The sequence below is a fragment of the Enterobacter quasimori genome (assembly GCF_018597345.1).
In the GTDB taxonomy this organism is placed as follows: Bacteria; Pseudomonadota; Gammaproteobacteria; order Enterobacterales; family Enterobacteriaceae; genus Enterobacter; species Enterobacter mori.
This window is the reverse complement of sequence record NZ_JAHEVU010000003.1, coordinates 330,492-356,633: the sequence shown is the minus strand read 5'-3', so window position 1 is coordinate 356,633 and position 26,142 is coordinate 330,492. Positions and strand designations below refer to the sequence as shown.

The 26,142-nt window shown below is 53.2% G+C and carries 18 protein-coding genes, 1 tRNA gene and 6 pseudogenes; 6 read left to right on the top strand and 19 right to left on the bottom strand.

All coding sequences use genetic code 11. The features are described from left to right. Positions 1 to 7 precede the first annotated feature (7 nt). Genes citE through KK102_RS13720 form a run of 5 tightly spaced genes read right to left on the bottom strand, consistent with a single transcriptional unit; the run spans position 8 to position 4,465 of the window. Positions 8 to 883 (bottom strand): citrate (pro-3S)-lyase subunit beta, encoded by an 876-nt coding sequence (gene citE / locus KK102_RS13740; RefSeq protein WP_216357817.1) that lies wholly within the window; start codon positions 881 to 883, stop codon positions 8 to 10. Further along, entirely contained in the window at positions 880 to 1,173 is a 294-nt protein-coding gene (citD, locus tag KK102_RS13735) for a citrate lyase acyl carrier protein (protein ID WP_008499773.1), read from the bottom strand. The genes citE and citD overlap by 4 nt, the downstream gene beginning before the upstream one ends. A gap of 16 nt (positions 1,174 to 1,189) precedes the next feature. Continuing rightward, positions 1,190 to 2,212 carry a [citrate (pro-3S)-lyase] ligase gene (gene citC, locus KK102_RS13730; protein WP_126545016.1) on the bottom strand — a complete coding sequence of 341 codons (1,023 nt, stop codon included), beginning with the start codon at positions 2,210 to 2,212 and terminating at the stop codon, positions 1,190 to 1,192. 10 nt (positions 2,213 to 2,222) lie between these two features. Continuing rightward, positions 2,223 to 3,086 (bottom strand): fumarylacetoacetate hydrolase family protein, encoded by an 864-nt coding sequence (locus KK102_RS13725; protein WP_120158650.1) that lies wholly within the window; start codon positions 3,084 to 3,086, stop codon positions 2,223 to 2,225. 17 nt (positions 3,087 to 3,103) lie between these two features. Next, positions 3,104 to 4,465, bottom strand: a complete 1,362-nt coding sequence (locus KK102_RS13720) for a 2-hydroxycarboxylate transporter family protein (protein WP_023333366.1) — start codon at positions 4,463 to 4,465, stop codon at positions 3,104 to 3,106. A gap of 345 nt (positions 4,466 to 4,810) precedes the next feature. Here KK102_RS13720 and KK102_RS13715 point away from each other — a divergent pair, with 345 nt between their 5' ends. Further along, the gene (locus tag KK102_RS13715) at positions 4,811 to 6,448 is read left to right on the top strand and encodes an ATP-binding protein (protein ID WP_216357816.1); all 1,638 of its coding nucleotides are present in this window, start codon (positions 4,811 to 4,813) and stop codon (positions 6,446 to 6,448) included. After that, positions 6,438 to 7,130: a response regulator gene (locus KK102_RS13710; protein ID WP_010435522.1), complete on the top strand. Its 693-nt coding sequence runs from the start codon at positions 6,438 to 6,440 to the stop codon at positions 7,128 to 7,130. The genes KK102_RS13715 and KK102_RS13710 overlap by 11 nt, the downstream gene beginning before the upstream one ends. 99 nt (positions 7,131 to 7,229) lie before the next feature. On the opposite strand, the gene KK102_RS13705 is transcribed toward KK102_RS13710, so the two are convergent. Beyond that, complete coding sequence (locus KK102_RS13705) at positions 7,230 to 9,365, bottom strand: ornithine decarboxylase (protein WP_216357815.1); 2,136 nt, start codon at positions 9,363 to 9,365, stop codon at positions 7,230 to 7,232. Between the two features lie 181 nt (positions 9,366 to 9,546). On the opposite strand from KK102_RS13705, the gene KK102_RS13700 reads away from it, so the two are divergent. From KK102_RS13700 to KK102_RS13690, 3 genes are all read left to right on the top strand, one after another. Beyond that, entirely contained in the window at positions 9,547 to 10,260 is a 714-nt protein-coding gene (locus tag KK102_RS13700) for a DUF554 domain-containing protein (protein ID WP_126545033.1), read from the top strand. A gap of 95 nt (positions 10,261 to 10,355) precedes the next feature. After that, positions 10,356 to 10,431, top strand: a tRNA-Phe gene (locus KK102_RS13695). Positions 10,432 to 10,955: 524 nt separating this feature from the next. Then, positions 10,956 to 11,741, top strand: coding sequence for a lipoprotein YafT (locus KK102_RS13690; RefSeq protein ID WP_216357814.1), 786 nt, complete (start codon positions 10,956 to 10,958; stop codon positions 11,739 to 11,741). 37 nt (positions 11,742 to 11,778) lie between these two features. On the opposite strand, the pseudogene KK102_RS22240 reads toward KK102_RS13690, so the two are convergent. The 13 genes and pseudogenes from KK102_RS22240 to KK102_RS13640 form a co-directional block, all read right to left on the bottom strand. Continuing rightward, positions 11,779 to 12,524, bottom strand: a pseudogene (locus tag KK102_RS22240) (ISAs1 family transposase); the annotation flags it as partial. Positions 12,525 to 12,542: 18 nt separating this feature from the next. Continuing rightward, positions 12,543 to 13,097 (bottom strand): hypothetical protein, encoded by a 555-nt coding sequence (locus tag KK102_RS13680; protein ID WP_216357812.1) that lies wholly within the window; start codon positions 13,095 to 13,097, stop codon positions 12,543 to 12,545. A gap of 520 nt (positions 13,098 to 13,617) precedes the next feature. Next, complete coding sequence (locus tag KK102_RS22320; protein WP_338070880.1) at positions 13,618 to 14,175, bottom strand: hypothetical protein; 558 nt, start codon at positions 14,173 to 14,175, stop codon at positions 13,618 to 13,620. A 63-nt stretch (positions 14,176 to 14,238) separates the two neighbouring features. After that, a pseudogene (locus KK102_RS22410) lies at positions 14,239 to 14,316 on the bottom strand (RHS repeat-associated core domain-containing protein); the annotation flags it as partial. A 92-nt stretch (positions 14,317 to 14,408) separates the two neighbouring features. Further along, positions 14,409 to 15,158, bottom strand: a pseudogene (locus tag KK102_RS22315) (type IV secretion protein Rhs); the annotation flags it as partial. Between the two features lie 9 nt (positions 15,159 to 15,167). Further along, positions 15,168 to 15,653 (bottom strand): hypothetical protein, encoded by a 486-nt coding sequence (locus tag KK102_RS13670; RefSeq protein ID WP_216357811.1) that lies wholly within the window; start codon positions 15,651 to 15,653, stop codon positions 15,168 to 15,170. A gap of 4 nt (positions 15,654 to 15,657) precedes the next feature. Beyond that, on the bottom strand, positions 15,658 to 16,041 hold the full coding sequence (locus KK102_RS22235) for a hypothetical protein (RefSeq protein WP_244992584.1): 384 nt from the start codon (positions 16,039 to 16,041) through the stop codon (positions 15,658 to 15,660). A 39-nt stretch (positions 16,042 to 16,080) separates the two neighbouring features. Further along, a pseudogene (locus KK102_RS22230) lies at positions 16,081 to 16,272 on the bottom strand (RHS repeat-associated core domain-containing protein); the annotation flags it as partial. A 116-nt stretch (positions 16,273 to 16,388) separates the two neighbouring features. Continuing rightward, positions 16,389 to 16,709, bottom strand: a complete 321-nt coding sequence (locus KK102_RS13660) for a hypothetical protein (RefSeq protein ID WP_216357810.1) — start codon at positions 16,707 to 16,709, stop codon at positions 16,389 to 16,391. Between the two features lie 5 nt (positions 16,710 to 16,714). After that, a pseudogene (locus KK102_RS13655) lies at positions 16,715 to 17,461 on the bottom strand (RHS repeat-associated core domain-containing protein); the annotation flags it as partial. 851 nt (positions 17,462 to 18,312) lie between these two features. Next, positions 18,313 to 22,098, bottom strand: a pseudogene (locus tag KK102_RS13650) (RHS element core protein); the annotation flags it as partial. Between the two features lie 65 nt (positions 22,099 to 22,163). Further along, positions 22,164 to 24,281, bottom strand: a complete 2,118-nt coding sequence (locus KK102_RS13645) for a type VI secretion system Vgr family protein (RefSeq protein ID WP_216357809.1) — start codon at positions 24,279 to 24,281, stop codon at positions 22,164 to 22,166. A gap of 225 nt (positions 24,282 to 24,506) precedes the next feature. After that, complete coding sequence (locus KK102_RS13640; RefSeq protein ID WP_032944948.1) at positions 24,507 to 25,025, bottom strand: Hcp family type VI secretion system effector; 519 nt, start codon at positions 25,023 to 25,025, stop codon at positions 24,507 to 24,509. 596 nt (positions 25,026 to 25,621) lie between these two features. Between KK102_RS13640 and tssB the strand changes: the two genes are divergently transcribed. Beyond that, entirely contained in the window at positions 25,622 to 26,125 is a 504-nt protein-coding gene (gene tssB / locus KK102_RS13635; RefSeq protein ID WP_126546297.1) for a type VI secretion system contractile sheath small subunit, read from the top strand. Positions 26,126 to 26,142 lie beyond the last annotated feature (17 nt).

Below are 26,142 nucleotides of genomic sequence, written 5' to 3'. Positions count from 1 at the left end.
CTCATCCTTACCGACGCACGCCGGAGGCTGCCGCGCGCTCCAGCACCACCTGCGCGTGGTTAATAATCGGTGCATCCACCATTTTGCCGTTGAGCGACACCACGCCCAGGCCGTTACGCTCGCCCTCTTCTGCCGCCTCAATCACCCTTCTGGCGTGATCCACCTCTTCCTGCGTCGGGGCGTAAGCGTTGTGCAGCAGGTCAATCTGACGCGGGTTAATCAGCGATTTGCCGTTGAAGCCCATCTTGCGGATCAGATCGACCTCGCGCAGGAAACCGGCCTCGTCGTTAACGTCCGACCACACCACGTCGAAGGCGTCGATACCGGCAGCGCGGGCGGCGTGCAGCACGGCGCAGCGGGCGTAGAACAGCTCGGTGCCGTCGCCGCGCTCGGTCTGCATGTCCATCACGTAGTCAAAGGCGGCCAGCGCGATGCCGATGAGGCGCGGGGAGCTGCGGGCAATCGCCACGGCGTTGATGACGCCAACGGCCGATTCAATCGCCGCCATCACGCGGGTGGATCCGACCTCGCGGCCGCACGCCTGCTCGATGCGCTCGAGGTGGCCTTCCAGCTCGTAGATATCGTCCGGCGTGTCGGTTTTCGGCAGACGAATCACGTCCACGCCGGCCCGCACGGCGGCTTCCAGATCCAGCAGGCCAAACGGCGTGCTGAGCGGGTTAATGCGCACCACGGTTTCGATATCCTGATACATCGGGTGCTGCAGCGCGTGGAACACCAGCATGCGCGCCGTATCCTTCTCGCGCAGGGCAACGGCGTCCTCAAGGTCAAACATGATGGAGTCGGGACGGTAGATAAAGGCGGTGGAGAGCATGGCGGCGTTGGCGCCCGGCAGGAACAGCATGCTGCGGCGGAGTTTGCTCATTTCAGCGCCCCCCAGTTGATGGCCTGTTCATCGGCGGCACGCATCAGCGCGCTCTGCAGGCGGGCGCGGATCACACAGTCCAGCGCCCCTTTGTCTTCAATAATGATTAATCCCTGGTGCACGTTCATGGCGCGCAATGTGTCGTTGACCACCTGGCGGATCTGCTCGCCAAACTGCTTAATCACTTCACTGTGGATGACAATCTCCAGCTCGCCGTGAGCGGGAGCGATTTTCACCATCAGGTCGCTGGACTCCTGCGTTCCGGCCAGCGCCTCCCTTACAATTTTCATGATAAATTCCTGGTAGTTAAGCGACTTCGGCACTCGCACGGTAATGCGTTTCGAGATGCGCGAAGGTGGAGTCCGGGACAATCTCCCGGATCCGGGAAAACTGCTGTGTCTTCAGTAAGCGGCGCACTTCCGAGGCCGAAATGGCGTTGCCGGTGGCCTTGATGCGCGGCATTTCCACCACGTCGATATGCGAGGCCAGCAGGTCGTGCAGCGTCTGGTTGTACTGGCGGGTGATATCGCAGAACGGCTCCGAGCCGATGAAGCGGTGCGTGATGCCGAGCGCCGGGGCGATAAAGTCCCGGAAGATCAGCACGTCGATCTCGCTCCACGCCTGCTGCACTTTGCCGGTCTCCTTAAGGAAGTAGGCCGGGAAGGTGGCGCGGGAGATGATGTACTGTGAGCCTTCATGCACCACCACGTTGGGCAGATGCGCCACGCCCGCGCGCACCATCTCGAGGCGCGCGCTGAACGGGAAGAACGACGCGTCTTCACGCACCACGAACAGGTGCAGGGCGTCGCACTGCGCCGCCGCCTGCTCCACCAGATGGCGGTGGCCGAGGGTGAACGGATTAGCGTTCATCACTATCGCGCCAATGTTCTCCCCGCACCTGCGCTTCGCGCGCAGGGAACGGCAGTAGCGCTCGATCCCCTGCGGGGTGTTCTCCATCAGCACGGCGTTGTTCCCGCTCTGGGCAATCGGCCAGAAGCCGCTGCGGGCAAAGCGCTCCCGGTTGCACGGACGGGTGCAAAGGAAGAGGTGAAAATGGCCGCGCTCCAGCGCCGCATGTTCCACCTCTGCCAGCAGCCGCGCGCTGAGGTTCTCGCCGCGAAGCTGCTCGTTGACCGCCACGCACTTGATGACGTTGGCGGCAAGCCCTGCGCAACCCACCAGCTGCGGGCCGGACCAGGCTTCGACGAACAGCGTGATGTCGTTGTCCAGGCCAAGGCCGCTGTCTGCCAGCAGGTAACGGATCTGGCTTAAGCGTTCCGGGTGTTTCGCCACCAGCGTGTGGCGAAAATCGATGGGTTGACTGTTCATGCCGCCTTTCTCAGTGTGCCGCTGCAAGCCCGACGGCTGGCGCTTCCATAATCACGTTGCTCAGGTGACCGATATGTTCGATCTCCACCTCAATGCGATCGCCCTCTTTCATAAACAGCGGCGGGTTACGCTTTTTACCCACCCCGCCCGGGGATCCGGTGATGATCACGTCGCCCGGACTGAGGCGGGTAAAGGTGCTGATGTACTCGATCAGCTCCGCAACCTTGTGGATCATGCTGCTGGTGTTGTCTTCCTGCACCATGCGGCCGTTCAGCCAGGTGCGTATTGCCAGCTGATGCGGATCCGGGATTTCGTCCGCTGTCGCCATCCACGGGCCAAACGCGCCGGTCTGACGCCAGTTTTTACCGGCGGTAAACCAGGTGTGCTGCCAGTCGCGGGCGGAGCCGTCCATGTAGCAGCTGTAGCCCGCCACGTGGCGCAGGGCGTCATCGCGGCTGATGTTCTCCCCGCCTTTGCCGATGATCACCGCCAGCTCGCCTTCATAGTCAAATTCGCTGGAGTGGCGCGGCTTCAGCACCGGCTCGTTGTGGCCGGTCTGTGAATCCGGGAAGCGGACAAACAGCGTCGGGGCCGGGTTATGCTGGTCAAACTCCTTGCGCTTGTCGGCGTAGTTCATGCCCACGCAGAGGATTTTTTCCGGCTGCACGATCACCGGTAAGAAGGTGATGGCGCTCAGCGGCACGTCCACGGCGTCGTTCAGGAAACGGGTGGCCTGCGCCAGCCCGTTGCCCTGCAGCAGCGCCTTGAGGTCGCCGTAGCGGTCGCCGAGACGGCGGCCTAAATCAATCACGCCGTCGGCCTGGACGATGCCGTAGCTGCGTTTTCCCTGGTATAAAAAGCTTGCGAGTTTCATTGTTCTTTCCTGAAAACTTAAACGAGGAAGTTGCCCAGAATCAGCAGTGAGATGGAGACGTTAATCGCCCCGCCGATACGGGTAGCAATCTGGGCGAACGGCATCAGGCTCATGCGATTGCCTGCGGTCAGGATTGCCACGTCGCCGGTACCGCCCTGGCCGCTCTGGCAGCAGGAGACGATGGCGACATCAATCGGGTGCATGCCAATCTTTTTGCCGACGAAGAAGCCGGTCGCCACCAGTGCGGAAACGGTGCTGACGATCACCAGCAGGTTGCTGACGGTGAATGCCGCCACCAGTTCATGCCACGGGGTGATGGCCACGCCGACGGCAAACAGGATGGGGTAGGTCACGGAGGTCTGGAAGAATTTGTACACCACCTGCGAGCCTTCCAGCAGACGCGGAGAGGCACCGTTGCAGAGCTTCACCAGCACCGCCATAAACAGCATGCCAACCGGAGCAGGCAAGCCAATCAGCTTGTGTCCCAGCATGCCCAGCATGTAGAGCAGCACCGCCAGCAGCGCGCCGGAGGCGATAGTGGTGACGTCCGCTTTGCCGGAAAACGCAGGCTGAGAGACGGTGGCATCGGCATTCGCGCGGTTCGGCATCAGCTGGCCTTCACCGGTCAGGTGCGGGTAGCGTTTACCGAGCTGGTTCAGGCAGCCGGAGATAATGATTGCCGTCAGACCGCCGAGCATCACCATCGGCAGCACGCGGCCGAGCGCCACGCCCTGGTCCATGTGCAGCAGGGTGGCATAGCCGATGGAAAGCGGAATTGCCCCTTCCCCGACGCCGCCCGCCATAATCGGCAGAATGATAAAGAAGAAGATCTGGAACGGTTCCAGACCCAGCGCCAGGCCAACGCCCATCCCCACCAGCATGCCGACGATTTCGCCGCACAGCATCGGGAAGAAGATGCGCAGGAAGCCCTGAATCAGCACCGTGCGGTTCATGCTCATGATGCTGCCGACGATAATGCAGCAGATATAGAGGTAGAGAATGTTGGTGGATTTGTAGAATTTGGTGGTGGACTCGACCACCACGTCCGGCAGCAGGCCGTAATAGACCAGCGCGGAAGGGATAAAGGTGGCGCAAATCGCCGCCGCGCCGAGCTTGCCGACAATCGGCAGGCGTTTGCCAAACTCGCCGCAGGCAAAGCCGAAGAAGGCCAGCGTCGCCACCATGACCACGATATCGCTCGGCAGTTTTCCGCCCAGGCAATCAATGGCAATCAGCGCGCCCGCCAGAACGAACAGCGGCAGAGGAATAATCCCGATTTTCCAGGTATCCATAATATGCCACCAGCGCTCTTTGAGCGAAGGTCGCTGAATTTCAATCGGGTCGTGGGTAACAGAGAAAGAATCGTCAGTTGTGCTCATAATAAGCCCCTTGGTTATTTTGTGCGTTCAGCTTAGAGTCACAAAGGCTTACTTTATGTGAGGAATGGCATATTAAAAGCGAAGTTTTAATGGCAGCTATGGTTTTAATGGTTTCTTTTATTTAATGTGATTTACACCTTATTTATTGCCGTGGTTTTTATGGTTTCTTTTCTTAAATGAACAAATAAATAACATTTATTAATTTAGCCTTAAGACGCCTGGCGTTTCGGATAAACCTTTTAGAGGTGCTGCTGTGCAAGGGATCACAAGTTTTCTGCAAAGCAGGCGTCACCACGAGAAAAGATGATATATTAGCCTGCCTTGTTGATACCCGGCGTGATAGTTATGAAAGTGTCATTTCAGATCAAGCTGTTTATTTCGCTGGTCGCTTTTTTCTCAGTACTGTTTGCGCTACTGGGTGGATATTATTACGTCGACGTTGGAAGACAGCTTTATCAGGAAATGAGCGCGCGTGCAAAAATACAGGCCGAAGAAATTGCGCTTATTCCTACTTTGCGAAAAGAAGTCGAACAGAAAGATATCAACGGCATCCGCGACTTTATGCTGAAAATAGCGGCCCACAGCGACGCCAGTTTTATTGTGATTGGCGATAATAAAGGGCTGCACCTGTTTCACTCGGTGTTTGCTGACCGGGTGGGCAAAACGCTGGTCGGCGGCGATAACGACGAGGTTCTGCAGGGTAAAAGCACGACCACTATCCGCAAGGGCGGATTAGGTATTTCACTTCGCAGTAAAGCGCCGATTTTTAACGATGCGGGGCACGTCGTGGGGATTGTCTCGGTGGGCTATCTCACCAGCTATCTGGATACCATCACCGTCAATAAAGTGGTTAACATTCTGATCGCCGCCGTGCTGCTGCTGATCGCCCTGTTTATCTTCTCCTGGTTTTTCACCCGCAGTATTAAGAAGCAGATCTTCTCGCTGGAGCCACGCGAAATTGGCCTGCTGGTACGCCAGCAGAAGGCGATGATGGAATCCATCTATGAAGGGGTCATCGCTATCGATGACGATCTGCGCATCGAAGTGATCAACCAGGCAGCACGCAAGTTATTGGGCTTAAGCCAGCCCGCCCGCGAGCTGCGTGGACAACTGATTAGCCAGGTGATCGATCCCGTTCCGTTCTTCAATACGCACACCATGCTGGCGAAAGACACCCATGACGAAATCTGCCGCTTTAACGATCTTACGGTCATTGCCAGTCGGGTAAGGATCATGCTGGAGAATTCGCTGCAGGGCTGGGTGATTACCTTCCGCGATCGCAATGAGATCGACACGCTCAGCGCCCAGCTCAGCCAGGTTAAACGCTACGTTGATAACCTGCGCATCATGCGTCACGAGCAGCTCAACCGGATGACCACCCTTTCCGGCCTGCTGCACATGGGCCGCTATGAAGAGGCGATTGGCTATATTCAGGCACAGTCGGAACACGCACAGGAGCTGCTGGACTTTATCTCGTCGCGCTTTAGCTCTCCGACGCTGTGTGGCCTGCTGTTAGGCAAAGCCGCGCGTGCGCGGGAGAAAGGCGTCGAGCTAAGTTTCGACCCCGCCTGCCGGATGGATAAACCCTTCCTGCCGCTGCTTGAATCGGAACTCATTTCGATTATCGGGAACCTGCTGGATAACGCTATTGAAGCGACGCAGCGCGCACCGCTTCCGCATGCGCCGGTTGAAATGCTGATAAAACTGAGCGAGCAGGAACTCATCATTGAAGTCGCCGACCAGGGTATTGGCATCAAACCGGAGATCCGTGAACAAATATTTGAACGCGGGATTACCACCAAAACGCGCGGCGATCACGGTATTGGCCTGTATCTGATTGAAAGCTACGTCACGCAGGCGGGCGGCGCTATCGAAGTTGCGGATAACGCGCCGCGCGGTGCCATTTTCTCACTGTTTATTCCCGCCATGGGAGCTGCCCGGCGTCCCGCACAAGAACTGGAAGATAATGATTATGCAACATGAACTTATCGACGTACTGATTGTTGAAGACGAGAACGAACTGGCGCAACTGCACGCGGAGCTGATCGGTAAACACCCGCGCTTGAGGCTGGTCGGGATTGCCTCTTCACTGGCTGACGCGCAGACGCAGCTTGAGAGCAAGCAGCCTCAGCTGATGCTGCTGGATAACTACCTGCCGGACGGCAAGGGCATCACGCTTATCAGCAACCCAATGCTGGCCCGCGCCAACTGCTCGGTGATTTTCATCACCGCCGCCAGTGACATGGACACCTGCAGCCAGGCCATCCGCAACGGCGCGTTTGACTACATCCTCAAACCGGTGTCCTGGAAGCGGCTCAGCCAGTCGCTGGAGCGCTTTGTGCAGTTTGCCGAGCAGCAGCGGGTCTGGAAGATAGTCGACCAGCAGAACGTGGATTCCCTCTATCAATTGCAGGCAAAAAATTACCGTCAGGACAACGGCAGCAAGGGCATCGAAGAGAACACGCTGGCGCTGGTACAAACACTTTTTAACGCCAAAGCAACGCACTGCTTTTCCGTGGATGAAGTGGTGAGCGAAACGGGTTTGAGTAAAACCACTACCCGGCGCTATCTGGAACACTGCGTGGAAGCGGGATTTCTCAGCGTGGAGATGCTGTACGGCAAGATTGGGCATCCGAGGAGGATGTACAAGCGTAGTGCGGTTTAACTCCCCTCACCCCGCCCCTCTCCCCAAAGGGGCGAGGGTGAAAAGACGGCTCCGTGCAATCCCCTCTCCCCTTTGGGGAGAGGGTTAGGGTGAGGGGGTCTACTTTAATACATACCCATACAGCCGCTTAATCCCGTTCGTATCCTTCTCGCTGTAAACGCCCTGCAGTTCCGGCGAGAAGCCCGGCAGCAGGTTGATCCCCTCCTCCAGCGCCAGGAAGTAACGCTGGACCGCCCCGCCCCAGACTTCACCCGGCACCACGCAAAGCACGCCAGGCGGATACGGCAGCGCGCCCTCAGCGGCAATGCGCCCTTCGGCGTCACGAATACGCACCAGCTCCACGTTCCCGCGAATGTACTCCTGGTTGGCATCCTGCGGATTCACCACGACGTCGGGGAAGCTTTCCCGGCGGAACATCGCCTTCTGCAAATCCTTCACGTCAAAGCTGACGTAGAGATCGTGCATCTCCTGGCACAGCTGGCGGATCGTGTAATCACGGTAGCGAACGGGATATTTCTGATAGATGGTCGGCAGCACGTCCGCCAGCGGCGTATCGTCTTCAATATGCTGTTCAAACTGGCCCAGCATCGCCACCAGCTGCGCCAGCTTCTCGCTGCTCTCGGCAGGCGTCAGCAGGAACAGGATCGAGTTGAGATCGCACTTCTCCGGCACGATGCCGTTTTCGCGCAGGTAGTGCGCCAGAATCGTCGCCGGGATACCAAACGCGGTGTAGTTACCGGTTTCCGCATCGATACCCGGCGTGGTCAGCAGCAGCTTGCACGGGTCAACAAAATACTGCTCGCGGGCGTAGCCGTCAAACCCGTGCCAGTTCGCGCCCGGCTCAAAGCTGAAGAAGCGACGCTCGCTGGCAATGGCGTGCGTCGGATGATCCTGCCACGGCCGCCCCGCCACCACCGGTGGGATAAAGGGTTTGATCATATGGCAGTTGGCAATGATTGCCTTACGCGCTTCAATGCCCAGCTCGACGCACTCCGCCCACAGCCTGCGACCGCTTTCACCTTCGTGGATCTTGGCGTTCACGTCCAGCGCCGCGAACAGCGGATAAAACGGGCTGGTTGAGGCATGCAGCATAAAGGCATTGTTCAGCCGCTTGTGCGGGCAGAAACGTGCCTGACCGCGAATGTGGTTATCCTTTTTATGGATCTGCGACGTTTGTGAGAACCCGGCCTGCTGCTTATGCACCGACTGGGTCACGAAAATCCCCGGATCGTTCTCGTTCAGTTCCAGCAACAGCGGGGACGTTTCCGCCATCATCGGGATAAACTGCTCGTAGCCCACCCAGGCAGAATCAAAGAGGATGTAGTCGCAAAGGTGGCCGATCTTGTCGATCACCTGACGGGCGTTGTAGATCGTCCCGTCGTAGGTGCCAAGCTGAATGATCGCCAGGCGGAACGGACGCGCCTCGTCGGCTTTCTCCGGGGCCGCCTCGCGGATCAGATTCCGCAGATACGCATCGTCAAAACAGTGGTCGTCAATCCCGCCAATAAAGCCAAACGGGTTACGTGCGGCCTCAAGGTAAATCGGCGTGGCGCCCGCCTGGATCAGCGCCCCGTGGTGGTTAGATTTATGGTTGTTACGGTCGAACAGCACCAGATCGCCACGGGTGAGCAGCGCGTTGGTCACTACCTTGTTGGCCGCCGACGTGCCGTTCAGCACGAAGTAGGTTTTGTCCGCGTTGAACACTTTTGCCGCGAATTTTTGTGCGTGCTTGGCGGAACCTTCGTGGATCAGCAGATCGCCCAGCTTCACATCGGCATTGCACATGTCGGCGCGGAATACGTTCTCACCAAAGAAATCATAGAACTGCCGCCCTGCCGGATGTTTTTTGAAAAAGGCGCCGTGCTGGTGGCCCGGACAGGCGAAGGTGCTGTTGCCCATCTCCACATACTGACTCAGGGTGTCGAAAAAGGGCGGCAGAAGATTCTCTTCGTAGCGGCATGCGGCAGACTCCAGTTCCAGGAACTCCTGCGCTTTTCCTGCTATTACAGCAGTGACACCTTCAGGAACATTCGTCGGCTCCTGCGAGAACATAAATACCGGAAGCTGAAAGCCCGTACGCTTCAGCAGCGCAAGGATGCCGCTACAGCTTTCAGCGACCGTAATGACGACTGCCGCCACATCGGTAAAATCAGTGTTATCCAGCGTCACCATTTCCCGGTGAGTAGACACAGTAGAAACCAGCTCGCGGCTGACGGCAATTTTCATGGTTTTCATAGGCGCGGTTACCCTCACCGGGCGGTGAGACAGGGAGGAGAAAATTCGCGCAATAATGTCACCTTTTATTTTTACGCGCAAGAAGGAATCAGTATGCACTTCGCCTTGCAAAGCTAAGCGTAATACAGCGTTGTCGTGTCATAATCATGCAATACCAATGATTAAGTAACAGGAGTTTATGGTGGTAATTGGACCCTTTATCAACGCCGGTGCCGTATTGTTAGGCGGCGTACTCGGCGCAGTGTTAAGCCAGCGGTTACCAGAGCGTATTCGCACCTCTATGCCCTCCATATTTGGCCTGGCCTCGTTAGGCATCGGCATCCTTCTGGTGATCAAAAGCGCCAACCTGCCCGTCATGGTACTTGCGACCCTGCTCGGCGCGCTCATCGGTGAATTTTGCTACCTGGAAAAAGGCATTAACAGTGCGGTGAGCAAAGCCAAAAACCTGATTGCCCGCCCGGGCAAGGCGAAACACGGCACCCACGAGTCGTTTATTCAAAACTATGTCGCCATCATCATTCTGTTTTGCGCCAGCGGCACCGGGATTTTCGGTTCCATGCAGGAAGGGATGACGGGTGACCCAAGCATATTGATTGCGAAGGCGTTTCTTGATTTCTTTACGGCCACTATTTTTGCCACCACGCTCGGCATTGCCGTTGCCGCGATTTGCGTGCCGATGCTGCTGATCCAGCTGGCGCTTGCCACCTGCGCCACGCTGATCCTGCCCCTGACTACGCCTGCGATGATGGCAGACTTCACCGCGGTTGGCGGCCTGCTGCTGCTGGCGACAGGGTTGCGTATCTGCGGAATCAAGATGTTTGCCGTGGTGAACATGCTGCCCGCATTGCTGCTCGCCATGCCGCTCTCCGCGCTCTGGACGCACTTTTTCGCTTAAGGATGCGGCGAAATGGTGAGAGATTGCGCAGTCTGTAACGAAAACAACATTTTTCGTTGACGGCAGAGGGCAGATCGGGTTTAATGCGCCCCGTTGCCCGGATAGCTCAGTCGGTAGAGCAGGGGATTGAAAATCCCCGTGTCCTTGGTTCGATTCCGAGTCCGGGCACCACTATTTAGAAAAACCAGCCTTAGGGCTGGTTTTTTGCTTTCTGAGGGGCCGGTTGATCTCTGGTCAAAGTTGTACAGTAATTTTGGCTATTTGATTTGAAGTGATATCCACACCTCAACACAAAACAGAGGACCGAATGACGCGCACGGTCCCACCTACGAATGCCAGCCCAGGCTTTAGCGTCGCTATTTTACGCCCTCTGCCAAACCCATTGCTCCATTCAATTACAGTGGAATGATGGCCACCTCTAATAACAGCATACCTATATCATCTTCCTTAATACCATTCCAGAATCCAGTAGCACTAATTCCCGGAACATTATCGATCAGACATATAATAAGCACTGAACCATAAAATGAGAAATTATATTTATATAATATAGAAAACCTTTTAAATATTTTCCCAATGAATATTTAAACAGGAACAAATCCGCTTTTTAGACCCCCATAACAAGTGTATAATTTAGCCTGAGTTTTCAGATAAAATATTTCAGGGAAGCATCTTATGCCACAGAGGACGCAATAATGAATTTCGGATCGGCTCTATTTTTATGCATGGCAATATTCCTGCTGACTGGTTGCACACCACACTCTCCAATTGATGCGAAAAAAACAGGCGCGTCCGGAAAAGTGAACAGCGTCACTAATAAAAACGTTTCTGCGCATCTTACGGATAAAGACATTTTCGGCGATGAAACCACACTGGCTATATCGGAAGAAGATATCCAGGCAGCACTGGAAGAGGATGCATTCCGGGTGCCCCGGAATGCATCCATCATTCTGGTACAGTCCGGTAGTCGTGCCCCGGAAGCCATCATGCAACAGGAAATGAGCCGGTATTATACTGTTGCAACGTTCTCCGGTATTCCGGACAGGCAAAAGGCTGTGACCTGTAGTAAAGATAAAAAGAACGATGAAGGCCAGGACGTTGCAGCTGCCGAAAACATGAACTGGATGCAGGCATTACGCTACGTCGGAGCGAAAGGACATCAGAAGGCCATTGTCGTTTATCAGGATACGTTGCAGTCCGGCAAATATGACCCTGTAACAAAAAATACGGTCTGGTCAGATTATAAAAATGAAATACTGACCGACGGTATTTCGCTACGTTATCTGGTACGTTTCACGCTGGTGGATGTGGCAACAGGCGAATGGGCCACCTGGTCGCCAGTCAATTATGAGGATAAAGTGTTACCGCCGCTGGCGGGGACAAAGGATACGGCAGAGACAACAACTGAACAGCAGATTTCGCAGCTCAGGCAAAGAACCTATGCGTCAATGGTAAGAGACCTGGTGAACCGTTACCAGTAATCAAGCCTGTCAGTAATTCTGTGTAACTGCCACTGTATTAAAGGTGATCGCTCAGGCGGTCACCGAACTCGACAGGGCAAGATGACGAAACCCCGCCCCCCGCAAGGACTGACGCGAGGTATTCTCTCTCCCTCGCAACTCTTCTCATCTTTCTCATCAACCCAGCCTTAAACCCCTTGTTCTCGGCAAGGATACTTATGGCTACATGTCTTATCCCTGACAATAATTCTGCTGCGTTGCCTCTTCTTATTCTGCAATCATGCTCCCGCATCGCTACATCGAGACACTAGTGCAATTTCATTTCTATATGCCAGTGATTTGTTATCGCTACCGCAAACTTCTCAGCTGTTAAATCTGCGGAGCTTATATAGTATCTCACCTACATTTCTGATTCTTTCTTTAAATCTCCCGATTCTGAACGAAAAGATACTGCCATACACATTCTTCTCAAATTCTTTTATTCAAAAGTAAAATCAATCAGTTCATCAGGAATATCGCTAATTATATGAAGCCGGGTTTCTTCTCTTCCACATCCCTTTTCGGTTGTGGTATAACTGTCATACTTTGGATTATTTATTTCTTTTAACGGAAATTTTTCCTCAACCGCTTTTTGCAATCTACACTGATTATATTTTAGTAAATAATAAACAGTCATCATCCTGCCTGCGTATCTTCTCTGCAATGTTTTCTGACATCTCATTGCGTCGTGGTTATTATTTCACCACTGATATCCAGCATGTTAAGAAACTCAGAAATAGCGGCAATTGTTTTATTCTCTCCATCACATAGTCCCCTACGGAATTATTTTTCACCCACTATTGCAGCATCATGCGCAAATGCCGTGCAATTATTCCCTATCAGGCTATAACAGTCGTGTTTTTTACTAAAATCTTCGGCATATTTATTCGCATTGTTGTAATTAGTATCAGAATAATACGTTGGCGTTACGGTCGAACCATGTCCATATTCTTCTGAGGTGAATTTATACAGTGCAACTAGTGACTCTTTGGTTGGTTGTCCATCTTTACCCATACTTAAGTCTGGAACAGGCCTCCGTCTTACATTCCCGCACTCTTTGTCTGTGTAGCGACCAAATTCATAATACTGAGTTTTTCCTGTTTTAGGATCAACAGTAGCAACCGCACCATGACCGAGAGGCAAATTGAATCCCATTCCGGTATTAGCTGGGTAATAATCGTAGTTAATTTGTATAGCATCCAACCCCAGGGGATCAATTCCCTGTCCCGGATTATAGTAGCGATGCCGGTTGTAATACTGCCCCGATTCCCCGTCGAACTGCTGCCCCGACAGCCATATCAGATGTTTCGAGCATCCTCGCCCGGCAGATTTCCCCATTAATCATATTCCGCACTCTATGTCAGCATGCCATCCATGCTGACTATCGCCATTGGTTGGTCACATCTCGCCAGCCATTGCCTGCTCATATCTTACTAAATCCTCTATTTACGAACCAGTTAATTAGAGACTCAACATCCTCACTGTTAAATACTTTTAAATTAATTACTATACCCCCCTTCTTTTCCCTTTAATTTCGAGTCGTACAGGAGGAAGGAAGCGGTCAGTATATTTGTATATTCCAACCCTATGTTTTACACTAACTATATCTGCAAAATGAATGCAATCTGCACCAGAAAATAAGCTACTGTAACAAATATACTTGCCGTCTATCTTTAGGTTAAATCTTGATATCCAAAAAAAGACAAAAAAAAATAGCATCATTCCCCAGCAACAGAACACGGGAACAACACTGAGAACAAATCCTCTAACCAGCATAGCTACAAAAATAATTAAAACAGGAATACTTAATATACTGAACCATATAATATAAGTTGAGCGTCCGGCTGATATATTCATATTATTGGCACCTACATGGTTCACAGGTTAAGCTGTCTAATTTTTCCAATGCAGCTGATTCAGCCACGCCTCCTACTGCGCCCACTGCTGCCCCAAGAACCAGTGATGTGTCAACAGCTCTTCCCACAAACATTTTTGCGGCAGTCTGGGGCTTCATTGACGAAATAGTTCCATTCGATGCTTTAGTTGTCATTTGTTTAAAAATAGAATTATAACTTCCACGACCAGCAGTAACACACTGGATTTTTATTCCGGGAATGAATCCTGTGGCAGCACCAATAGCAGTATCACCTACGAAACTTGACCATTCGAACCCACACTGTTTTCCGGATAAGTATTTTAATCCCTGCTTACTTAAATTGGTTGCAGCTCCAGCGGCGGCACCCGCACCAATTGGCCCCGTATACAATAAAGCTTCTCCTCCTGCCGCCCAACCAATGGCAGAACCAGTATAATCCTCCCATCCACTTAATTCTCCTGAAATTAAATCACTTACCCCTTGCCCAGCTAAACCAACAATTGCACCGCCAACCGAGAATACTATGTCATCAATTCCCACCCATAAACCTAATGGATCAGTCCAACTTACAGGATTAAGTGCATATGAGTACAGATTTAACCCACCCTTCAGCCCTATCGGGTCCTGGGTGATATAGCGCCCCTGCCGCGGGTTGTAGTACCGGTGCCGGTTGTAGTACACCCCCGACTCCCGGTCATGCTGCTGCCCCGGCAGCCGGATGAGCTGCTGCAGGTTCTCCGGGTTACTTGACCACTACAGGTTGTCCTGCCAGGGGTAAGCTGTACCTGGCCCAGTCGCCCCGCGTCGTCATACTGATACTGTCTCTGTTGAAGTGGCCCGTTGATACGGACAAGTTGTCCGCCGTCGTTATACGTGTATTCCCGGTTCAGCTCCGTCATATTCAGCGTGTGGCGCTGTAGTTGACCGCCAGCGTTGTACGCACTGGCACGTTCATATGCCCCGAAGCTGCGCAGCGTCTCCCGGTGCAGGCGGTCGCGGGTGAGGTCGATAAGCGGGGTGTCGCCGAGCTTCATCCCGGCCAGATAACCGCTGCCGTAAGTCAGCCACTCCACCGGGGGAAGGTGGTCGGGCGTGGTTTTATTCGCCAGTCCGTTCTGATAATCGTGCTGCGTGAGGTGCTCCCACAGCAGTTCATTCGTCTGCGGGGCGTGGACGGTCTGCCGCTCGCGGCCCATCCGGCCTTTATCATCGTAGCCGTAGTGAACAGCGACACGGTGGCCGCCGCTGAGATGGCTGATTTCCGTCAGCTAGCCCCGTTCGTTGTACTGCCAGCGTTCGGCCTCTTCATCATACACTGTGCGGTGCGTCAGGCGGTCGGCTTCATCGTAATACCAGAGCGTGACCAGGCTTTCATCCTCGCTGCGGATAAGCTGCCCGCTGAGGCTGTAGCCATAACGCTGCGTTCTGCCGTCAAAGCCCATCTGCTGCGTCAGTCGGTCCATCACATCCCAGGTAAACTCACTGTGGCTGCCGTTTTCATTCGTCAGTTGCGTCACCTGCCCGACCTTATACTATAAATAATCATCCCAAAAATCTACGCATGCTTTGTTCACATAAGGCAATGCAAGATTTTTTGATTCGAAAGACATAAATTGTGCAATAATAAATAACTGAGAATCAGAAAAATCAAGAATAAAATTCAAAAAATCATCATGATCTCGATATTCTGGGCATAGATATTGCTGAATAAAATCTGACTCAAAAACCCAAAACTCATTCTTATTAAACAAAGAGGCATAAATATATAAAGGAATATAATAGCAAAATACTTTTTCCGGAAGAAATAGGATCCCTAATTCCAGAGCATAAGAATTATCATTTAATAATAAATTATCTGCCAACTCATTCCATTGGTTTCCTGAAAAGAATGTGTACACTAACTCTGAATCATCCAGTCCTTTCATATCATCTGAAAGAAGAGGGGGAAACTGAACAGGGAAGTTCAGCATAAGCTCATCATACACATCTTTTTTATCAAGATAATTTATTTTTTTCATTTCATTATCCCACTACAATCAGCAGCCGTTTTATATGCTTTATTTTCTTCTTCCATAGAGCTTTACCCCCATCACCAAAGCATTGATTATTAATTTGCTTTCTAACCGAAGCACACGCAAGATTTATTTCATACCGCCTTAATAATTCATTCTTCGACATTTGAGGAGAGCACGCTCTGGATTGATTGCATAACCTATTTTTCTCATTTTGTAAGTCGCTAAGATCTTGAGGTGTACAATTTCCACCAGGATTTAATCCTGATTTGTGTTCACTAGTTAATACATCCGCTTCAGGATTAACTTTACGTCCATATTGATCAGTCTCTGTCTGTTGCGCCGATTGTTGCGAATAATAATAAGCGGATGCTTCTCCCCAAAGAAAAGACAGATCTATGCCAATCTCAACGATACAAAGATCTTCCGCACACAGGCCTAATGGATCTGTATATTGAATTGGATTCAACGGATATTGGTAAGGGTTTAGCCCCCCTTTCAGCCCAATGGGATCCTGAGTTATATAACGCCCCTGTACCGGATCGCAATACCGGTGTCGGTTATAGTGCAGCCCCGTTCTCTCATCATACTACTGTCCCGGCAGGCGGATTAACTGCGCCACATTCTCTGGGTTATCCTTCCGCTGCACATTCCCCTATTCGTCATCGTTGACATAAAGCTGCGTCCGGCAGCTTTATAATCCATTTTCCGGTGTTTATACTAAACTATTAGATTTATCCGCTATACATACGGATCGAAATCAAAAGAAGCTCCTGCCGCACAAAGACGACTGATAATTCTTGGACTTAACTGAAAACTGGGTCTAACATTATCTTCTGCATCAGAAGATATACCAACTAATAATTGGACGTGATAATTCCTCAAACCCTCAAGACCCTTCTCTCCTCCAAATTTAGCAGCTTCATTTAAAACCTTATCAATTAGAACACTTAAATAATCCATACTGTATTCAGTTTCATTTTTTTTCTCAGTTTTTGCCAGCCAGATTTCCTGACCTGTTTTAGGATCTATACCACTTAAACCTATAATAAAGTTGATCATATATTTTATTTCCACGTATATTCTGTTTCATCAACTATAGACTTACCTTTACACCCATGCTCTTTTATTACTATTTTCCCATTATTACAACCACATAAATCAAATTTTGATATATTATTTCGTCCAACTGACTCGATTTTAATTGAGTGTTCCATTTTCTCAATCCCTGCTTTCCGTAATAATCCTTTATCAAGTTTTTTATCACAAGGATCATTGGGTGGCATTGTTGGACAATTCGTTAAGCTCTCAGTTTTATTTTTAGACTTTTCTGAATCCCCTGAGGTAGCCAACACCGCACCGCCCGCGACTGCGCTCCCCCAGAATAACCAGTTAATTCCTTCAATTATGGCCGGAATAACAAAAGCCCATAACCCCAGCGGATCTACCTCTGTAACCGGATTCAACGGATACTGGTACGGGTTTAAACCACCATCCAGCCCTATCGGATCCTGCGTGATGTAGCGCCCCTGCTCCGGATTATAGTAACGGTGCCGGTTATAATACAGCCCGGACTCTTCATCATACTGTTGTCCCGGCAGCCGTATCAGCTGTGCCAGCTGTTCCGGATTCTCCTCACCCGACAGGTTTCCCCATTCATCATACTCCCCGCGCCACGCCACCTGGTTGTCCGGGCTGACCAGCGCCAGCGACAGTCCACGCTGGTCGCAGTGGTACAGATGAATTTTCCTGTTCACTTCCGCTAACGGCTCCAGAGACTCACTCAGCCCCTCGCGCGTGAAGCCGGTCATCGCGCGGAGGGCCATTATGAGTCTGCTGGCGACGGCGTGGCTGAATGGTATCGACCCGCCTGCCACAGTAGCCCGACGCCCGGTCACGCGAACTGCTGCCTTACCCAGAGAATCACTCCGGCTGAGAGAAGGACAGCGTTCTGAACTGATGTCGCAATACGAATTCGCCGGACGCTTACGTAAACCGGACAGGTCATCTTCATTATTCTAATTGTTAAAAAAATAACGATAAGTTATGTTATAAATAACATATACACCAATAATTAAAAATGCAAATGAGCAATAACGCAACCATCCGCCACTTGAATATAATGACAGAGTTATAATAATTGATATTACAACACATATTATTGCGATAATGAATAATTTATGATACACATTATTATTAATAGCAGTTACGTTAATCACTATTAAGGCAATGATGGATAAAATCAATCCTATACTAAAAAATAAAATTTTCACTGTGATGTTCCACTGTTTGTTGTAGTACTGCTTCCCCTTGATAAGGATGCCCCTACACCCATTGTAGTAATAGCCCCTTTTCTTTCTGGTGGAGTAGCAGATTGACCAGGAGCCGATTTGAACTGACGCTGGCTCCAGCTACGACAAATATCATCATAACCATAGTAGCTTCCCTCACCAATTTTCTTATCCATCATCTCCTTGAAGATTTTATCTTGCTCAGTATTTGTTTTTTTATAATCGACTATTACCCCTCCATGTGATGTATCCTTATAAACCTCACCGCGCGGGAAGTCACTCATCCCATAACTATATGAATCATAAAATCCATTTGGATCACCAACATTTACACTTTGATGGAGGTCTGGTTCACCTGGTGCCGCGCCCTCTAACCAAATATCCAGTCCCCTGGGGTCAATAAATTTTATTGGATTATTAAATACATAACTATATAGGTTCCAGCCCCCCTCTAACCCAATCGGATCCTGGGTGATATACCGCCCCTGCCCCGGATTGTAGTAACGGTGCCGGTTGTAATACAGCCCGGACTCCTCATCATACTGTTGTCCCGGCAGCCGTATCAGCTGTGCCAGCTGTTCCGGATTCTCCTCACCCGACAGGTTTCCCCATTCATCATACTCCCCGCGCCACGCCACCTGGTTGTCCGGGCTGACCAGCGCCAGCGGCAGTCCACGCTGGTCGCAGTGGTAAAGATGCACTTTCCTCTCCGGCTCATCGTGTGGCTCCAGCTGTCCCGCCATCTGCTCCACCGTCAGTCCGCATCCCGCCAGCCACGCCCGGCTCTCTTCACTCACCGCGTGGCGCCTCAGCTCGCCTTCCAGCCTGTCCAGCATCACCCTCAGCACCGCCGGAAGCTGCACCGCCTGGCCGTCCTCACTCCCCTCCTGCTCCAGCTTCTCCGCCAGGCTCCGGGGCTGTGCCTTCTTCTGTTCTGCACTCCCGGTCTCGATGCGCACCAGCGGCGTGAAGCTCCCCGGCGCATAAACAGTCTGGACGCGGCTCTGCGTCGTCTGGATGGTTGTCAGCCGATCCCCTTCCCAGCCGTACCATGTCTCATACGGCCTGGCCGACAGTTCCATCCGCGTGTCGCTCCAGTGGACCCGTTCCCGCTTCCACACCCGCTTACCCACACGGCGGCCCAGCGGGTCATACACATACCGCCCCTCCGCCTGCGTCTCCCCGTGCTGAGTGCGCACATAGTGGACCAGCCGGTGCTGGCTGTCATATTCGTACCGGTGTGTTCGGTCATCGTTCATCCGGATAACCCCCTCCGGGATGCGGTCCGTCTTCTCCGTCAGCCTGCCGTATTTGTCATAGCCGTACTGGTACTGCGCATCCTCCGTGATGCGGTTATCCGCCCATACCCTGCTGCTGCTCTCAGGGTAACGCTCCGGGTCCGGCAGCCGGTTCCCCGCCGGGTCCGTGACATAGGGGAGGGTGATATCCAGATGCGTGGCGCTGGTGTGGACGGCGCTCAGCCGCCCGCTGTCGCTGTAACGGTACTCCCTCGTCTGCTGCGGCCCGCTGATACGCACCAGTCTCCCGCCCGCATCGTAACCGTACTCCCGGCTAAGCTGCGGGTGGTTCAGGTGCTGACTCTGAAGCTGGCCGCTGAGTGTATACGTACTGCTCTGTTCGTAAGCGTTCGTGCCTGAACCGAACCGCCGCTGTACCTCACGGTGCAGCCTGTCCCGCGTGTACTCCAGCAGCGGCATGTCCCCCAGCTTCATACCCGCCAGGTAACCGCTCCCGTACGTCAGCCACTCTACCGGCGGCAGACCATCCGGCCTGAACCGGTTCACCAGCCCCTGCTCACTGTATGCCTGTTGCGTCTCATGCTCCCACAACAGTATTCCCGTCTGCGGGTCCGTTACCGTCTGCCGCTCACTGATGAGGCGGCCTTTGTCATCATAGCCGTAATGCACCGCCACCCGCTGCCCTTCACTGAGGTGACTCAACTCCGTCAGCCACCCGTGGTCGTCATACTGCCAGCATTCAGCCACCTCACCGTTGATGGTGCGGTGCGTCAGCCGGTCTGACGCATCGTAGTGCCAGTGCGTCACCAGGTCCTCATCCTCACTGCGGACAAGCTGCCCTGTCACGTCATAACCATACCGCTGCACCCGGCCGTCAAAGCCCGTCTGCCGTGTCAGCCGGTCCAGCACATCCCACGTGAAGTCGCTGTGGCTCCCGTTCTCGTTCGTCAGCCGCGTCACCCGGCCAGCAGCATCGTATTCCATCCGCCGCGTCAGCCCGCCCTGCGTGGTGCTGACCGCCTTTCCCCACCCGTCGTACTGCGTTTCCGTCCGGCTCCCGTCCGGGCCGGTCACTGCAATAAGGTCGCCCGCGTCGTTATAGTCATAGCGAGTTTCACGGCCCAGGCTGTCACTCACTGCAGTTAACTGCCCCCGCCGGTTATAACGGCGGTACTGGCTCTGCCCTTCCTCACGGTGTACCGCCGTTATCTGCCCGAACCGGTCATACTCATACCGCGTCTCATACCCCGAACAGTCCGTGAACACCACCATCTGGCCGTAACGGCTCCAGACCAGTGACTTACTGCTGCCGGTGGCGTCCTGTATCCCCGTCGGCAGCTCACTGTCCGACCCGTCATAACTGTACCGCGTCGTCTCACCCGTCCGCGTCGTCTCCGCCGTCAGCCTGCCGCGCTCATCATACTCCCGCGTGCTCCGCAGCCCGTCCGGGTATGTCGTGGACGTTAACTGCCGCTGGCTGTTATAGCCATAGCGCACCGTCCTACCGTCCGGTCCCGCCACCGCCATCACCGCCCCCGACGCCATGTGCAGGCTGTACTCCGTCCTTCGCCCCGCCGCATCCGTCTGCGCCTTCAGCCTGCCCGCCGCGTCGTACTCGCTACGTGTCACGCTCCCGTCAGCTGACGCCTTCATCACCACCCGTTTCAGGCCGCCTTCACCCTCCGTGTACAGCTCCTCCCGCCGTCCCAGGCTGTCCGTGATGGTGACGCAGTTTTTCTCATACGCATAGCGGTAGCTTAATCCCTCCGGGTTTACCTGCTCTTCCACCCGCCCCGCCTCATCATAGCGGTAGCGCATCTGCGGCCTGCCCGCATACTGGTGGCTCGTCATCCGCCCCGGGTGGTCCGCGTCATAGAGGAAGCTGCGTACCCGAACCCCGCCACGGTCGTACACGCCGGCAAGCTCCCCGCGTGGCGTGTACTCATAGCGAGACAGCATCACCGGCTTCTGCTCTTCCCCTGATCCTGCCGTCTCCGGCTCATATGTCAGCCACACCTGGGAGAGGCGGATACCGCTGTCCGTTCCGTACTCCGTGGCGGGCGGCATCTCCGGAAAAGGAACAGATGCAGGCCGGACACTGCTGGAGGTGGCTGCTGTGACGTAAGCCGCCTCCGCCCGCTGCGCCTGCGTGGTCAGCACCAGGTGAAAACGCCGTCCCGCCCCGTCCGTCACATCAGTGACGCTCCCGGTAAATTCACCTTCTGCAGCACGGTGATACGCCAGCGTCCGTCCGTAACTGTCCGCCAGCCCCGTCAGCACACGGTACGGCGGCAGCGGAGCGGGCAGTATCTCATCCGGCCCCGGCACCCGCTCCGCCCACCCCAGTATCCACCACGGCCCCTGCAGACTGTTTGTCGCCAGGTATATATGCGGGCTTAACCGGATATTTTCTGGCAGGGTCTGCCAGAGGCCATACAGCGGGTTACTCTTGTCCGGCGTCAGCACCCCGCACCGCGCCAGCCAGAACGACTCGCTGCGGCTATATGCCGACTCACCCGGCGACAGCGGTTCCAAGTGAACGCTTCGCCCTCCGCTGTCGTTCAGTATCAGTTCACGGTCACAAATCTGTAAGCGCATATCGGCAGCCATCTTCCAGCCGGGACCGAACAGCCCCGACGGCGCAGGCGTTCTAGTCCGGTAGCTGCTGTAGACGCGGGAAAGTATGAACGGCAGCGGGCCGGGCAGCGCGAAATCCGTCTCACCGGGCAGTACCTTCGCCCCTAGCAGCGGGTTTACCGGATTGCCAGAGGTCATTCCGCCCGGACACACCGAACACGCCACGCCTGTCGGCGCACCTATCAGTACCCCTGCCGAACCCTGGACTATCGGGCCGCCTTTCTGGGTCATATCTCCCTGACGCGCTGCTGGTTTTCCGACCATGATCTGCTCCTTAACATCATTTATTGCTTTTTATTTGCGTGGTTATGGGACTGGTTGCATCTGACTCAGAATTGCCGCATATCCGGCATCTTCGGCTCCGGCGTATCTTCCTTCGGCGCATCAGGTACAGTTCCTGTTGCACCACAGTTCCAGTTGATCATCAGCGCATCACCATTGACGCTTTCCTCGCCTTCCAGATCAATTTTTGTTCCGTTAAGGTAAATTTTTCCGTCCTTCGTCATTACCAGCCGGGCTTTACCACAACGAAGTTCCAGATGTTCACCGGCAGAATAAATTGCTGTCTTCCCGGCATTGTCCGATCTTGTTTTCCCCACAGAGAAGGTGACTTTGTTCCCCACATTCACGCTATAATCCATCCCCACCATCAGTGATTTATGCAGCCCCACCTGCGAGGACTGCATCATGGCCACTGAAGTATTCATAACGGCACCAACCGTGGTCTGGTACATCACGCCAACATTCAGAGCGCGAAGGATCCCCACCGTTTCCACCTGATTTGCCCCCACCTTGATCACCTGGTTACTGCCCACTTTCTCCACCTGGTTGACGCCGATGGTCTGGATTTGATTATTGGTGACAGCGATCACCTGGTTATTACCGATGGTTTCAGCATGGTTATTCGTCACATCAGTGGTGCGGTTATGCAGTACCTCGGTATTCATGTTCTTCTGTGCGTGGATATATACCCGCTCCTTCCCTGTCGCATCATCGAATGTTAGTTCATTGAACCCGCTGCCTTTATAGGTTTTTGAGCGGATGGTCATCTGCGTTTTGGTCCCGGGCAGGTTGCCCGGCGAACGGTTTTCCTGGTGGTATGTCCGCCCCATGATTATCGGCTGGTCCGGGTCCCCGTTCAGAAAGTCCACTATCACCTCCTGCCCCACGCGCGGTATCGCCAGGTTGCCGAACCCCGGTCCCGCCCACGCCTGTACCACCCGTATCCAGCACGAGCTGTCCTGGTTCGCCGGGTTATACCGGTCCCAGTTAAACTTCACCCGCACCCGTCCATGTTCGTCGCAGAAGATTTCCTCTCCTTCCGGACCGGTGACGGTGGCTGACTGCGGGCCGTCCACTGACGGTTTTTCCATCGGCCGGGGCCGCCACGTCCTGTCCGCCGGTATCACCGTAAAATCATTCTCAAGGGTGGTCCCTGAACCTGAACGCCCCGCCACCGCCTGCGGCTGCTTCCCCTGCAAATCACTGCTCACCACCTGCCATTCACGGTTCAGGCCCGCCTGCGGGTGTTTTGTCAGCTGAATACGCCGTCCCGGCCATATTGCCGGCGAGCGGCTTTTTCCCTGCGCCACTTCGGCATTATTACGCCATCCTTCCACCTGCCAGCGGGCGAAGTTCTGCCCGTGGCCGTCCTTGAAGCGACCCGGATAATCAAACACTTCATACTGTGTTCGCTGGTAATCCAGGTTCTGCCCCTGTTGCTCAAAACGACCCGCCCAGCCGGGGCGTTTAAAGGTGTAGTCCTTGCCGATGACGGAAGAGGGGCGTATCTGTGCGCTGTGGCGGAACTGGCTGATGCACGGCGTGCTCACTTCGGTCCGGGTATTCGGGTTCCAAGGAATTTCAAACGCCTCCGGCAGAAAGCGCACCGTGTCGCACAGCACCAGACTCTGGTCGTCGCTGTCAGGCGAGTGCTCTTCGTAGAAGAACACCCCTTCCTCCGCCGCCATCCGCGCCAGAAAGTCATAATCCGTTTCGCTGTACTGCACGCAGAACTCCCGCGCCGGATGCGCCTCGCTGAACAGCGGACTCCAGTCCGTCACCCCGTTTTCCTGCAGTATCGTCCCCAGAATGCTTTTAATGTCCTCATTCTGAAATATGCGGGAGTTCTGCCGCAGGGAGGCACGCCACACCGGCGGCCGGACCACCATGCGGTACAGCATCTGGTGTCCGTCGTTTTCCCCCAGCTCAAACCAGGTCACAATACCGTTCACCCGGCGCTGTATCTCCGTGCCCTGCCAGATTTTAAGATGGGCCGTTTTTTCCAGTACCTGAGAAAAGTCAATGCTGAGAAGCTGCTGGCTGACCAGCGAAATATCCAGGGTGAACAGCGAGGAAAGGGACTGCTCCAGGCGAAAGGACACCACGGCCAGCGCATCCGGTGGCAGGCCGTCCGCCTCCAGTGTGAAACGTAATCCTGTTGACATGAATAACCTCCTGAATTAACAGGTAAAAGAAACCACCAGCCAGACTGCGGCAAATGACAGTACAGTGTTATGCTTGTATTATTCAGGCACGCTACCGCCGAAGTTTCCGGCGTCCGCCATCTCCCGTAAAAAAACGTAACCCCTTACTGACACTGTTTTTTTGTTTACGATCCCCCAACAAAAACAGCACCCTGCCCGTAAGGGCGGGGTGCTGTGGATTCAGCCTTACGCTTCCAGCGGCGCGCGCCAGTCATCAGCGCCAGAGGTGCCGGACTTGACGTGCTCCCACTCGATTTTGCGGTAGGCCAGTGAGACTTCGAGCAATTGCGTGAACTCGCGCTTCGCCGGATCCTGACAGTGCGGCATATGCAACTTCATATCCACAATCGTCGAGTCCGTCAGGCGGGTGGTGAAATAGTGCTCCTGTTTGCCTTCAACAGAGGTACGCCACCAGTGCAGTTCAGTTTTCGGCAGCATTTCGCCGGAAGCCAGCGCGTTGTACAGCAGTGGTACGGCTTTGTTCAGCGCAACAGTAAAAATGAACGGCTTGTGCGAACGCTGGCCACTCGGCTGCCCGGACTGCGGATCGGTGGGTACAGTCACGTTGTGCTGGAATTCCTGTACCAGCATTTCATCCTCGTGACCCTGCACGTAGATATTGCCGACAGAATCTGCGGTGAATGCACCAGCGGTGATGTTGCCCTGGGTCTGTCCTGTAATTGATATGTAACAGGGTGTAGGCATTTATAAACTCCTTGTTGACGATTAACGACATCTTACGTATATCTGCCGAAATACAACCGACAGATAAAATATGCGGATTACATAACAAATCCTATAAATCAAGCACTCTTCACATAGCAGACTGAACCCGTACAGTCAGAGACTAAAAAACATCTACCTCACGATAAAAATACGTATCCGTACATCCACTGCGGTGATATATCAGCATTCCCCCCATAAAATAAAGACAATACTTCATGATGAATAAATATTGTATTTATCATTTTTCATCATTATTCCAATAAAGATAATCCCGGCGCATGATTTTATATACCATGCATTTTCCTCACGAATAATAAAAAACAAAAATAACATAAAAATCAATAAGTTAAGACCGTATTAAGATTCATTAAAACACCTTTTAAGTTATTTTTAATGAAAATAACACCACCTAAAACACTCCCTTCGAAAGAAGAATACGCCTGTATTCAATTTTAAAAAAGTGCTTCTCAAAAAATTTTCTTTGCGTAAAATAATTAACAGTTTCTCTATCACACAGCATTCCATAGTTTATACAGAGATGCAGAACACATAACGTAACCTGATGGATAACCTCTATGAGCAATGATTATAACGGCAGCGTGGCACCCAAAGAACGCATTAATATTTCTTACGTTCCAAAAACGGATGGCGAGCCTTCTGAGGTGGAATTACCCCTTAATATGTTAATAGTGGGAGATACCGGAAACTCAAAGGAAATAGCGCCGCTTGATGAACGTCAGATGGTTTCTATCGACAAACATTCATTCAATTCAGTGATGGCAGAAGCATCCATTAGCCTGAATTTTGCAGTTCCGGCAACTTTGAAAGACGACGCAAAAGATGACGATGAAATGAATGTCTCGCTGGAAATCAAATCCCTGAATGATTTTTCTCCGGACAGTGTGGCAAAACAGGTACCGGAGTTGAACAAATTGCTGGAGCTACGCGAAGCGCTGACAGCATTAAAAGGGCCGCTGGGTAATCTGCCAGCATTTCGCGCCCAGCTTCAGGCATTGCTGGAAAATGAAGACTCCCGCGAACAGTTACTGCGGGAAATCAGCCAGGCGGAAAACCAGTAATCTCTGTTTTTCAGGGA